Genomic DNA, 12,394 nt, shown 5'->3' on the forward strand with positions numbered 1-12,394 from the left:
ACCGTGAATCGAGAGATCGTCCTGGCGTCCGGTGGGAACGCTCGTCAGTGCGCGTGGACGATCAGTAGGGGACGGGCGATGGCGTGCAGTAGCGCCCGGCTCGTGGAGCCGAGCAGAAGGCTCGCGAACCCGCCCCGACCCCGACATCCGACGACCACCAGTTGCGCATGGTCCGACAGCTCGGTCAGCTCTCGAGCGGGCTGGTCCTTGACGACAACCCGAGTGACACGAACGCCCGGGAAGTCCTCGCCGAGACCCGCGAGGCTCTCCGAGAGCTGAGCTTCTTCTCGCTCCTGGATCGACAGCCAGTCAAGTCCACGGTCGGCAGTGAAGAGGCTCCCGATGTTGGTGTCGGACCACGCGTGGACCGCGACGAGTTCGGCCCCGCGGAGCGACGCCTCGGTGAACGCCTCCACAAGCGCCGGTTCACTGTTACGGGTCCCGTCCACGCCAACCAGCACCGAACCGCCTTCAGGACCTTCGGGGTCCGCAAGCTCTCGGATCACCGCAACCGGACAGCCAGCGTGAGCAGCGACCGTCGCACTGACCGACCCCAGAAGGCCGCCCGACACCTCCCCGAGTCCCCGCGATCCGACCACCAACATCCGCGCGGCGTGCGCCCGCTCCAGCAGAAGACCGCCCGGGTGACCCCACACCAGCTCTGAATCAACCGCCAGTGGGTGGGGCAACGCCTCCGCACGTGCCACCTCGAGTGCCCGCGCCAATCGGCGCCGTCCGACAACCTCGTGGTCGTCGAAATACGCCGGTGGCAGGCCGACCGGAACGCCGTAGGTCCCTGCGACATACATCGTCGAGACCAGATGCAGGGGTGCGGAGCGGCGAACCGCATCGCGGGCGGCCCAGCGAACCGCGTCGTTGGAGGACTCGGATCCGTCGACGCCTACCACGATCGGGGCATTGGCATCCAATGTGGACTCCTCGGTTCGGGCAAGCGCGTCTGCCGCGAGTTGGGTGTCACGTCATCTTCGCAACGCGGGAAGACACCGCCCAGGGGCGAAGGTCCCTCATCCGGTGGTCATCAGTCGACAGGGTGCAAGGCGATGCACGTGTAGGACCGAGGCTGACGGGGAACGTTCTCGACAGGTCCGTCGTCGAGTATTCGGAGGACGTCATGGGTTACGGAAAAGATGTCCAACAGGAGCTACGCGCCCCAGCCCGCGCGTTGCGTCAAGCGATTCCGCAGGTCTACGAGAGTTTCGGGCAGCTCTACGCTGCGTCCTTGGCACCTGGAGCGCTCGATGCCAAGACCAAGGAACTGATCTGCCTGGCGATCGCGGTGACAACGCAATGCGACGGATGCATCGCCACACATGCGCGGGGAGCCGCTACGCAGGGCAGCACCCCAGAGGAAGCAGCAGAGGCCATCGGTGTTGCGATCATGATGGCCGGTGGACCGGGAACCGTGTACGGTCCCCGCGCATTCGCTGCATTTCACGAGTTCCTGGCGGAGCAGCCGTGATCATCGGAATCGACACCGAAGGCGCGTTCGTCTGGACCGAGGCAGCGATCACGCACTGCCACCACCGGTACCGGGCAATGCGGCCAGGTGGGCGGTGAACCAGTCACAGGCCAGTGCAGCGACTTCTTCGAGTGTTCCAGGCTCTTCGAAGAGGTGCGTAGCCCCTTCGACGATTGTGAGTTCGCGTTCACACCGAAGTCGGTTGAGTGCTTGACGGTTGAGCGCGACGACGGCGTCGTCCCGTCCGCCGACGATGAGCAGCGTCGGGCAGGTGACCCCGTCAAGCCTGACGGCAGCGAGGTCGGGGCGTCCTCCGCGGGAGACGACTGCGAACGGCCCGGCGGCAGGATTGGCGGCAGCCCACAGTGCAGCGCCGGCGCCGGTACTCGCGCCGAAATAGCCGATCTGTGCGGTGGCGGTCTCGGGTCGACGACGCAGCCATTCGGTGACGTCGAAGAGCCGGCGCGCGAGCAGCGTGATGTCGAAGACGCAGCGTCGGTCGGTTTCCTCCTCCGGCGTGAGCAGGTCGATCAAGAGGGTGCCGATCCCGGCCTCGTTCAATGTGCGCGCGACAAACCGGTTCCGCGGGCTGTATCTGCTGCTGCCGCTGCCGTGCACGAACACCACGATCCCGGTCGAATCGGCCGGCAATGCCAGGTGCCCGGAGAGCCAGGCGTCGTCGGTTTGTATGACGACGTCTTCATCCAGGTCCTGCGGGGCATCTCCCGGCGAGGTCACCGGCGTCGGGATCCGATCGGGGGTGGTGCGTTGGAGCAATTGCGCAACCTCAGCGTCCGATACCTGCGGAAAGTGTTGGTACCACTGACCGACGGCATCGAAGGGCGTCGGTGACGCCAGGCACACCACATCGTCGGCAAACTGGAAGAAGTCTGTGACCGCGACGGGGGGTGCTGCCGGTACGGCGACCACGATCCGGGCGGCGCCACGCGCCTTCACCACCTGACACGCAGCCTTGGCGGTCGATCCCGTTGCCGCGCCGTCGTCGACCACAATGACCGTCTTCCCAGCGAGTGAAATTGCGGGGCGCTCAGGCCGGAAACGGTGCACACGCCGTTTCAACTCGGCACATTCGACACTCACGGCGGCGGCGAGTTCCGCGGGGGTGATTGCGGCCTTGTCGATCACGGACTGGTCGAGCACCTGCACGTCGCCTTCTCCGATCGCGCCCATGGCCAGCTCGGGCTGAAACGGCACGCCGAGCTTGCGGACGACGATGACGTCCAGCGGGGCGCCGAGCGCCCGCGCGACCTCCCACGCGACCGGCACACCACCTCGCGGCAGACCCACGACGACGACATCTGGACCGTTCAGGTGTCGCAGTGCCCTTGCGAGTCGAATACCCGCATCGGCTCTGTCTACGAACATCACCCTCGCCTCCTTGCGCACCGCGGTACGGCTGTAAGGGTCGCTGATCCGTCTCACCGACCATCGTCGCCTCGACCTCGATGCGATGCCAGGGCCAGAGTGCCCTTGTGTGGCCCCCCGACGCGGGCCCCCCGACAAGCTGCTGCCTGCGAATGGACCTGTCAAGAGACTTTGTGCCCTGTCATCTCTCGCGGCCGGAGGGAAGGCTCACCGGCAAATCGAGGCGAGAACCCGGACAGGACGTCAGCTCCGGGACACGCCACGCATCAGCCCACCAGATTGACGCGATGACAGTGGCGGCTCCACGCGACGCGTTCGGCCGGATCCGCGGCGTTCGATGATTGCTGGCGAACGTGCCGCCGAGCGGAAGTGCGTAGCCGCTGTCTCGGGTCTTCGCGCATGCCTGCGATGCCGGTGACACCCGTACGGTCAGTCCACGGTCTCGAGGGTACTTGCGCGGCACCCATCCGATTCGTCTGTCGCTGCGAACCGTTCATACGAGAGATCTGGTCATTTCGGTCCCAGCAACGGGAGGAGCCCCGATGATCGACATGCAGCGCGAGCTGACGACCGAAGCGTCAGCCGGCGCGGTGTTCGCGTACCTCGCGGACTTCACCACCACCGAGCGATGGGATCCTGGCACGATCCGCACCGTGCGGATCTCAGGCGACGGCGGCGTCGGAACCCGGTATGCGAACACGTCCCGGTTCGCGGGCCGGACCAGCGACCTGATTTACGAGGTCGTCGCCCTGACACCCGGCAGGTCGATCGAGTTGCGCGGCGCGAACGTCTCGCTGATCGCACTCGACACGATCACCGTCACCGCGCATCCGAGCGGTCGCTGCTTGGTCACCTATCGGGTCCGATTCGCGTTCCAGGGATGGCTTCGATGGGCGGAACCGTTGCTCAGGCGGGCCGTGGCACACCTGCTCGACAGGGGCGCGCAGGGGCTTCGTCGGGAGCTGGCGCAGATCTGACCGTCGTCGGCGGCGTCGAGCCGACGGGCCGAATTTGGTGACCATCGGCCCTGTCGATGCCACCGGAGCGTCCGAGATCATGACGGTGCCGACCCGCGCCTACTTGCGCCAGCGGCCGCGCGTCCGGGCCACGAAAGCCACCGACGCGGCGAACACCGAAATCTGGAGGAAACTCGTGACCATCGCACGAGAAATCATGCACAACGGAGCCACCTGCATCGGTGAACACGACACCCTCACCACCGCAGCAAGGCACATGCGAGACCTCGATGTTGGCGCGCTTCCGATCTGCGGCGACGACGGCCGACTATATGGCATCATCACCGACCGCGACATCGTCGTTCGATGTATTGCCAACGGCCAAGACCCGTCGGCAACCACCGCGATCGAACTCGCTCAGGGGCACATCCACTACATCGATGCGGCAGCGCCGGCCGAAGAGGTCCTCTCGATGATGGAGGAGCACCGGATCCGTCGGCTTCCCGTCCTCGACGACCACCAACTGGTCGGGATGATCAGCGAGGCCGATCTGGCCCGGCACCTTCCGGAACGTACGGTCGGTGAATTCGTCGAGGCGATCTGTGCGGCCGGGGAGCTGTCCGGGAAGTGATCGACCCGGGCCGCCCAGGGAATGGGTCACGCGGGCCCGCACTGGTGCCCCCCGGTCGCCCGTCCATCTGCGTCCATGTCACCGATGCTCGGCGCGCCCTCGGGAGCCTCGAAGACCACGTTCGTGATGATCTCGCCGAACGAGCGGGGATCATCCATCAGCCAGGCATGCCCGCCGGGTACGGTGATGGTCCGAGGCTCCCCCAACGCAGCACGCAACGACATGGTGGTGGCCATCGGGATGACGTTGTCTCGGAGACTCCAGACAACGAAAATGGGCAGTCGTCGGTTCGCCAGCGCGTTGAGTTCCCTGGTGAGGTTTGCAGTCCTCGCGATGCGCGCGACTTCCCACACTCCGACAGGATTTCGCAGCACATTGGGTACTGCGTCCCGAAGTATCACGGGCAACACCCGAGTGACCTGACGTCTCGGAAGTAGATCAGCGGGAAGGTGCAGGCCCCAGTCCCAAACGGGCCTGTCCCGGATGGCCTGTACGAGTCCCCGGCCGTCCACCCACGCCGAGCCACCGATCGAATTCACGAGGACGAGTCGCTCGGCCAGATCCGGCGCCCGGTACGCGGCGGCGACGGCCACGCCACCTCCGAAAGAGTGGCCAACCAGGGTGACCGGACGTTCCAGCCGGATCGCATTGGCGAAATGCCCGACCCATCGCCCGTACTCCGTCAACGTGCGGGTTCGTTTCGACATTGCGGCGGTGCCACCGAAACCGGGAAGCGCCGGTGCAACCACCTGTATTCCCGCGGAAACCAGCTGCGCGAGAGGTTGACGATAGGCCTGTCCACCCAGCCCCCATCCGTGCAGGAACAACACCACCGGCCCGCTTCCACCAACGGCATATCGGACCGGTCGGCCGCTGACGGTGGTCCGGCGCCACCGCACGCGCGGCGCCACGCTGTCACCACGATCCGTGTTCACATATTCGAGCAAACGCTGATCGAACCCATCGCGCACAGAGCCTCGGGCCACAATCCCGCGTGGCGTCGAGGCCGACATTCGGGCCGAAGGCCCCTACCACGTGTGACCGCGGGCCCTACTGATGCCGGCGACTGCACGGTTCACTGAGTCCGATCACACGCTCGGGCCCACCGGGAGAACAGATGTACCGCAGACCAGTTCGCAACGATCAGCCAGTCAACGAGTCAGGTCCTGAGCCGGACGTCGTGTGGCCGGACCCGAGCCCGCTCAGCGGCTGGTGGCAGAGCGTGATGTTCCCCGAACCCATGGCCAGACCGTCGACCGTCCACCGAGCGCACCCGGCGTGACCGAACTCCTGTAGCCAGCCTGGTCCAGCCGAGAATCACAATCCGTTCGCCGCCGGCATTCGGAGAGCACTCGCCCTGTGCGACAACCCAACTGGTGACCTTCGGAGTGTCACCAGAGGAGGAGCGATTCATGTTGTCGACGCCGCGGCGCTGGAGGCCACCGGCCGCTGCGGCGATGATGGCTTCGTGCCTGACACTGGGGTCGTCCGTCGCAGTCGGGGCACCGACCGAGGTGTCGTTCATCGATGCCTGCCGGGCGTCTTCCGTCATCGACGTCGACGATCTCGGGGCGGATGCGGTCACCGTCGAGGCGCCGACCACCGTCGAACCGGGACAGCGGTTCACCTATCGAATTCAGACGGGTCCGAGGTCCTATCCCTCCTCGAAATCGGGGGCGACCACCGTCAGTGTCTCCCGACTGAAGAACGACTTCGAGATCCCGGCCAACGCGGTGTTCGTCGGCGCCACGGTGGTGGCCGGCACGGGCTTCAACCTCGACAACGTGGCACCCAACGTGCTTCGCGTCGACGACAACGGTGTCGTCGACGACGTCTCGGGTGGCGTTCTGCGACTGTCCGGGAACAACGAGGTGATCGGCAACAGCCCAACGTCGGGCACCGACACCGAGGGCGGCATCCGGGTTCCGAAGAACTCGAAGAACCTCGACGGCTCGACCAACCCCAACGGGGACACCTGGTTCCAGATGCCCGCAATAGAGGTCACGATGACCGCAGGCCAGTCCGGCGTGATCGCACCGAAACTCAGGACTGCGGGTGCGGCCGGCGAATTCGACAACGACGCGAATTTCAACACTTCACTCGCCAAGGCATCGATGTTCGGAACCCGGTGGGCCGCGACCCGGTGTTCGCCGCGAGACACGCCCACCGGGCCGCTGAACGCCGGGGCGGGTCCCCTGGCAACTGTCGCCATCTCGAGTCCGACCGATGTGAGAACGTCGACGGTGATCTCCGTACCGGAGTCGGTGCCCGCCGGGACGTCGATCACCCTGTCTGCCACTGTTTCTCCGGCGCCCGGTGGCGGCACTGTTCAGTTCCGCTCGGACGGTGTCGATCTGGGCGACCCGGTCGGTGTGATCGACGGCCGGGCATCGGCGTCTCACACCTTCACCGATGCCGGGGACCACAGGATCGGGGCGGAGTACTCGGGCGCCCCGGGGACCATCGCGTCGACGTCCGAGGTGCGCACCCTGACGGTGACGGCTGCAGGCGAGCCGAGCACGAACCGGGTACCGGAGACCGCAGTGTTCATCGCCCTCGGCGCCGCCGCCGTCGTGACGCTTCTCGTGGTCGCCCGGTCCCGGTCACGCGGAATGTGAGTGCAGGCCGCGCCTCGCCCGGACCGTGGCGGACGAGGTCACAGTCGGCGTGCGATGGACTGCGCGTGCGCGCCCAGCCGCATCATCCGTAGGTCGGTCAACGGGGTGAGCGCGTTCCCCATCCGATTCGTCACGAAGGCCAGTGCCAGACCGGACTTGGGGTCAGCGAATGCGCCGGACCCACCGAGTCCGTAGTGACCGAAGGCTTGTCCATACTGCGTCCGGCTGGCGACAAGGCCGGCGTGATAGCCGAGCCGCCAGTTCATCCTGATGCCGAGGACATAGTCACGGTCAGTGGTCTGCACCTCGCTCAATTGCGCGACGGTCTCCGGTCGCAGGAACTGGATGCCCTCGACGCTGCCGCCGTTGGCGAGCGCCGCGTACATCTTGGCGAGCGCGCGAGCGTTGAAGACACCGTTCCATCCCGGCATGGCGAAGTCGTGGATCGCTGGGTTGCGCACGAGTTCGTCGAATCCCTTCGGCATTCCGGCATCGGCGACGCCCCTGAGCCCCGGGATCCTGGAAAGCGCGAACGAGGTCGTCTCCCACGACAGCCGGAACGGATTGATCCGCGGGAAGGTCTTGGCGATCCGGTATCGCTCCTCCGGCGGAACGACGAACCAGAACTCGGGGACGCCGAGCGGCTCGGCAATCTCCGTGCGCACCAGCTCGGCGAACGGCTTCCCAGTCGCTCGCGCGGCCAGCTCCGCGACCAGCGTGCCGTAGGTGACCGCGTGATACCCGGGCAGCCTCGGACTGCGGGGGTCCGGCGCGCTGGCGGCCAGTGCGGTGGTGACGGCGGTGTGGTCCAGCAACCCCAGCGGACCGGGAACCAGGCCCCGCACCCGGTGCAGCCCGGCGCGATGGCTCATCAGGTCCCGGACAGTGATCGCTTCCTTACCTGCGGCGGCGAACTCGGGCCAGTACAGGGCGACGGGGGCGTCGTAGTCGATGATCCCCCGCTCGGCCAAACGATGCAGCACCGTGCTGGCGACACCCTTTCCGGTCGAGAAAGACAAGGCGACGGTGTCCACCTGCCACCGGTCGACCGGTGTCGCCCACCCCGCCCACACGTCGAGCACCGGCTCACCGTGCAGGTAGACGGCGAGTGCACCACCGCCGTCCTGTGTCTTCTGGAACAGGTCGAAGAACTGGGCTGCCAGTGTCCGGAATCCGGGGTCGACGCGCATCGCGTCTGTCACGAGCGGCGGCGCTGGCACCGGGGTGGGGCGGTCGGGGTGAACGGCCGGGTTGTTCATCATCCATCCACTGCTGTCGCGGTTTCGAGGTCGCACAATGCTTCCTCGAGCACTTCAGTCAAACGCTCGATGTGCGGAACTGATTCCGGTGCCCCGATACAACCGAACTGGAGCTCGTCCGCGTAGTGACAGACGGTGATGTTCAGGTCGATACCGTCGAAGACGACGGAGACCGGGTACAGCTGCCGCAACGGCGCGCCGTTCCAGTACAACCGCTGCCGTGGACCGGGAACGTTCGAGATCACCAGATTGAATGTGGGCCTCAGGTGAGGGTCGATCGGCAATATCGTGGTCAGGTTCGAGACGAGGTCCGGAACTGCCGTCATCAGGGACGGGTACAGGCCCTGCTCGTGAATCCGATTCTTGGCGGCGGTCATCGACCGCACGATCAGGTCCAGTCGATCGAGTGGGTCTGCCAAGTCCGTTCCCAGATTGCACAGCGCCACCCCTACCGAGTTTCCACCCGAATCGGCGTCCATGCGCCTGCGCTGCGCCACCGGCACCAAGGCGATCAGCGGCGCATGCGGCAGCTCGCCCCGCTCGAGCAGACAGATGCGCAGCGCGCCCGCGCACATCGCGAGGATCACATCACCGCAGGAAGCGCCGGTCGCATCCTGAACGGCCCTGATCCTCGCCTTCGGCCACGAACGGGCAGAGAAAGCCCGCGCTGAGGTGATCTTTGCGTTCAGGACACTCCGAGGGGCCTGCATCGGCAACACCGTGGCCTCGGACCTCAGACCTGCTACGACCTTGCCCGCCTCTCCGAACAGGGCCTTGCCGAGGATTTCCACCGCGGCGACCATCCCCTCGGCGAGGTCGCGGGCCCGGCGGCCGGAGCCGATCAGCCCCCACCCGTCCCGGACAGGACTCTTCACGGGCTCTTCGCCATCGAGCATGAGCGGAACCGGCTTGCCGCGTTCGAGCGGATCGGTGCTCAGCGAACGCTCGATCAGACGTATCCCGGACATTCCGTCGAGGAGCGCGTGATGGATCTTCACGTAGAGGGCGAATCGCCCGCCGGACAGACCCTCGATCAGATGGGCGTTCCACAGCGGTCTGGAGCGGTCGAGCTGGCTCTCGTGGAGACGTGCGACCAACTGGTACAGCTCCGCGTCTCCTGCCGGAGGAGTCAGCACCGACCACAGCAGGTGCCTGCCCATGTCGATGCAGTCGACCGTCTCCCACGTGGGCAGGCCTGCCGTGGACAATCGTGCGACTGGCCTGCGCATGAGCGCCGGGTGCACGGTGGTGTAGGTCAGGGCTTGCCGGTAGGCCGCTTCGACGAAGGTCTCGTCCTGATCCTCGGCCGCATCGAACACCATCAGGGCAGCGACGTGCAGGGTGCGCGAACCGATCTCTCCCACGAGCAACGCCAGGTCAACGGGTGACATCAATTCCATCAGGCACCTCCGCGGTGCGCACGCATCGCTCCTCAGCTTTACACCCTCGGACTTCTTCCGTCCAGAACTACGGCAACGCACTCATCCGGCCGGCGATCGCAGCCCACCGCCTCCAGCCGGACCGCCCGTACCCGAAGCGGCGGCTCACACCACCAACTCGGTCAGCTCCGGCGGAGTCCACACGGGCCAGCTGATCTCGCCGACCGCTTCCCCGTCGACGAACCTGGCGACGATCCGCGTGACGTCGGCCGCGGTGTTGTCGTACACGCTCGCATGGTCGACTCTGCCGATCGCCTCCACCACCAGCGACCACAACCGCCCGAACCGATCCCGGATCTTCTCCTCCGGCACCCGATGCCCACCCTCGACGACGCGCTCGGCGACACGAGCGACCGACAGCTCGACCGGCACCAGCACCACGTGCAGCACGACGACGTAGCCTGCCCTGCGCGCACGGTCGATCAGCTCCAGCTTCGACGGGTGCGAGAACACCGTCTCGGCGATGAACGACTCCCCCTGCTCGATCAGGGCGTCTCGGATGGTCGCCGCGATCCGTGCCGCCTCGTAGGAGTGCTCCTCGGCGCTGTCGGGCCAGCGGTCCTGCGCGATCACATCGGCGTTGACGAAGACACTGCCCGGAAGAAGCGGCGCGAGACGCTGCTCGACAAAGGTGGACTTGCCGGCACCGTTCGGCCCGACGACGAGGTCGAGCCGCCTCACAGAATGATCTGGGTGCCGTCAGGCAGGTGCTTGACGACGCGGCCCTGCTCATCGAGCACGATCGTGGCGCGGCCCTGCGCGGCGCGATCGGCGACGTGATCGCCGGTGGCCAGTGACTCCTCGAGCGCGGCTGCGATCTCGGCGTTGAAGACCACGCCTTCCTCGTCGGACAGCTCGCGCAGCGGCAGCCGACCGGCGAGCGCGGCCTCGACGCGACGGCGCGCCACCTGGCGCTGGTTCGACACCTCGCGGCCCACCCGGGCCCAGTGCTCGAGCTGCTGGCGCGCCGAGCGGTTCTCCCGCTCCCCCTCGGCCGCCGCCGCATCGACGAGTTCCGACGAGAACCTGGTCACCTTGTCCGCGACATTCGTCATGACTGCTCCTTCGGGCGACGCCTCACAACCGAATCCAGTGTAGCAATCTGCTACAAACTCGCCCTGGAGGCGGCTCCGTCACGCATCGCGACCGAAGGATCGACCACCGTCGTTCACCGACCCTCGAGTTCGCTGCGCAGCTGCGCGAGGGTTCGTGACAGCAACCGGGACACGTGCATCTGCGAGATCCCGACCCGTGTGGCGATTTCCGTCTGCGTCATTCCTCCGAAGAACCGCAGGATCAGGACCGTCCGCTCGCGCTCGGGCAGCCGTTCCAGCGCCGGTCCCAGCGCCACGAAGTTCTCCACCTTTTCCAGCGCGGCGTCATCGGCGCCGATGGTGTCGACGAGTGGAGCGTTGTCCTCTTGGTCGCCGATCGGGGCGTCGATCGACATCGTGTGATACGCCCCTCCGGCGAGCAGTCCGTCGGCCACCTCGGATACGTCGAGTCCGAGTTCGTCTGCGATCTCGCGGGCCGACGGCGCCCGTCCCAGCCGTTGCGCGAGCACGCCGACCGCCCTGGTGATCTCGAGGTGGAGATCCTTCATCCGGCGGGGCACCCGTATCGCCCATCCGACGTCGCGGAAGTGATGGCGCACCTCCCCCATGATCGTGGGGACGGCGAAGGAAACGAAGTCGGTACCGCGGGTGACGTCGAACCGGTCCACCGCGTTGACCAGCCCCAGTCGTGCCACCTGGAGCAGGTCGTCGTACGCCTCGCCGCGGCCGCGGAACCGGCGGGCGATGTGCTCGGCCAAAGGCAGTGCGCGCGTGACGATTTCTTCCCGAACGGCATCGGTGTCGGTGTCCGGCCGGCACATCTGTACGAACAGATCCGTCAGATTGTCGTAGGGGTCGGACGTGTCTGTTCCGTGCCCCTGCCCGACGACCGCCACTAGGCGTCGCCGCCCATCCTCTTCGTGAACACGATCGATGTGCGGTAGCCGCGGTCATCGGATCCCAGCGGCAGGTGGCTCACCGAGATATCGTCGGTCAGTTCCTGCAGCACATGCCATCCGAACCCGCGCTCATCCGGGATCGTGCGGGACGATGTGTCCGCGCACGCCTCGACCTCGATCGCGCCCCCTGCGACGACGAACTTGCAGATCAGTGCGGCGCCGGTGAGTGCGTCCTTGATCAGCTGAGAACAGACCTCGTCGACGGCCAGTTTGATGTCGGACACATCGTCGAGATTGAAATCGGCCAGCACCGCGATGGTCTCGGCGACTGCCCGCAAGACGGGCAGTTGACCGAAGTCGGCAGCCACCGTCACCTCGACCGGCGAGGTGACGATCGCGCCGTCCCCCATCGTGACTCCTTCCAGTCCAATCGCCCACTGTCCCACTGCTACCTCCATGTGGTGGGGAGATCAAGTGCGCAAGCTGGGATTCAGTAGTAGTGAGCGCGGCCGCCCACCGCGTGCCCGGCCGCCCCGAGAATCCACAGGATTGCGCCGATGACGATCAGCACGATTCCGATGGTCCACAGGATCGAGATTCCGAACACGAACCCGAGAATCGCGAGAATGACTCCGAGAATGATCACGACCTGACCTCCTTGCCATAAGGGC

The 12,394-nt window shown here is 66.4% G+C and carries 14 protein-coding genes; 4 read left to right on the forward strand and 10 right to left on the reverse strand.

From position 1 onward, the window contains the following. Nucleotides 1-44: 44 nt before the first annotated feature. Complete coding sequence (locus ACWEPG_RS05495; RefSeq protein WP_450113640.1) at nt 45-929, reverse strand: universal stress protein; 885 nt, start codon at nt 927-929, stop codon at nt 45-47. 203 nt (nt 930-1,132) lie between these two features. Here ACWEPG_RS05495 and ACWEPG_RS05500 point away from each other — a divergent pair, with 203 nt between their 5' ends. Next, nucleotides 1,133-1,480, forward strand: coding sequence for a carboxymuconolactone decarboxylase family protein (locus tag ACWEPG_RS05500; RefSeq protein ID WP_450113641.1), 348 nt, complete (start codon nt 1,133-1,135; stop codon nt 1,478-1,480). Between the two features lie 48 nt (nt 1,481-1,528). Here ACWEPG_RS05500 and ACWEPG_RS05505 read toward each other — a convergent pair whose 3' ends face one another. Further along, on the reverse strand, nt 1,529-2,866 hold the full coding sequence (locus ACWEPG_RS05505; protein ID WP_450113702.1) for a phosphoribosyltransferase family protein: 1,338 nt from the start codon (nt 2,864-2,866) through the stop codon (nt 1,529-1,531). A gap of 542 nt (nt 2,867-3,408) precedes the next feature. Here ACWEPG_RS05505 and ACWEPG_RS05510 point away from each other — a divergent pair. Further along, nucleotides 3,409-3,843: an SRPBCC family protein gene (locus tag ACWEPG_RS05510; RefSeq protein ID WP_450135525.1), complete on the forward strand. Its 435-nt coding sequence runs from the start codon at nt 3,409-3,411 to the stop codon at nt 3,841-3,843. A 175-nt stretch (nt 3,844-4,018) separates the two neighbouring features. After that, entirely contained in the window at nt 4,019-4,453 is a 435-nt protein-coding gene (locus ACWEPG_RS05515; RefSeq protein ID WP_450113643.1) for a CBS domain-containing protein, read from the forward strand. A 26-nt stretch (nt 4,454-4,479) separates the two neighbouring features. On the opposite strand, the gene ACWEPG_RS05520 is transcribed toward ACWEPG_RS05515, so the two are convergent. After that, nucleotides 4,480-5,466 (reverse strand): alpha/beta fold hydrolase, encoded by a 987-nt coding sequence (locus tag ACWEPG_RS05520; protein WP_452594029.1) that lies wholly within the window; start codon nt 5,464-5,466, stop codon nt 4,480-4,482. A 399-nt stretch (nt 5,467-5,865) separates the two neighbouring features. On the opposite strand from ACWEPG_RS05520, the gene ACWEPG_RS05525 reads away from it, so the two are divergent. Further along, nucleotides 5,866-7,071 (forward strand): Ig-like domain-containing protein, encoded by a 1,206-nt coding sequence (locus ACWEPG_RS05525; RefSeq protein ID WP_450113645.1) that lies wholly within the window; start codon nt 5,866-5,868, stop codon nt 7,069-7,071. Between the two features lie 38 nt (nt 7,072-7,109). Here the strand turns inward: ACWEPG_RS05525 and ACWEPG_RS05530 are convergent, their stop codons facing one another. From ACWEPG_RS05530 to ACWEPG_RS05560, 7 genes are all read right to left on the reverse strand, one after another. Continuing rightward, nucleotides 7,110-8,261, reverse strand: coding sequence for a serine hydrolase domain-containing protein (locus ACWEPG_RS05530; protein ID WP_450113703.1), 1,152 nt, complete (start codon nt 8,259-8,261; stop codon nt 7,110-7,112). A 68-nt stretch (nt 8,262-8,329) separates the two neighbouring features. Continuing rightward, entirely contained in the window at nt 8,330-9,730 is a 1,401-nt protein-coding gene (locus ACWEPG_RS05535) for a WS/DGAT/MGAT family O-acyltransferase (protein ID WP_450113646.1), read from the reverse strand. 144 nt (nt 9,731-9,874) lie between these two features. After that, nucleotides 9,875-10,450: a zeta toxin family protein gene (locus ACWEPG_RS05540; protein ID WP_450113647.1), complete on the reverse strand. Its 576-nt coding sequence runs from the start codon at nt 10,448-10,450 to the stop codon at nt 9,875-9,877. Continuing rightward, a complete protein-coding gene (locus ACWEPG_RS05545) occupies nt 10,447-10,824 on the reverse strand; it encodes a TA system antitoxin ParD family protein (RefSeq protein WP_450113648.1) in 378 nt (125 codons plus the stop codon). The genes ACWEPG_RS05540 and ACWEPG_RS05545 overlap by 4 nt, the downstream gene beginning before the upstream one ends. Nucleotides 10,825-10,937: 113 nt before the next feature. Then, a complete protein-coding gene (locus tag ACWEPG_RS05550) occupies nt 10,938-11,645 on the reverse strand; it encodes a SigB/SigF/SigG family RNA polymerase sigma factor (protein ID WP_450113704.1) in 708 nt (235 codons plus the stop codon). Nucleotides 11,646-11,719: 74 nt separating this feature from the next. Then, a complete protein-coding gene (locus tag ACWEPG_RS05555; RefSeq protein WP_450113649.1) occupies nt 11,720-12,133 on the reverse strand; it encodes an ATP-binding protein in 414 nt (137 codons plus the stop codon). Nucleotides 12,134-12,213: 80 nt separating this feature from the next. After that, nucleotides 12,214-12,369, reverse strand: coding sequence for a DUF6131 family protein (locus tag ACWEPG_RS05560; RefSeq protein WP_450113650.1), 156 nt, complete (start codon nt 12,367-12,369; stop codon nt 12,214-12,216). Nucleotides 12,370-12,394: the final 25 nt, after the last annotated feature.

The sequence above is a fragment of the Rhodococcus sp. NPDC004095 genome (genome assembly GCF_053604015.1).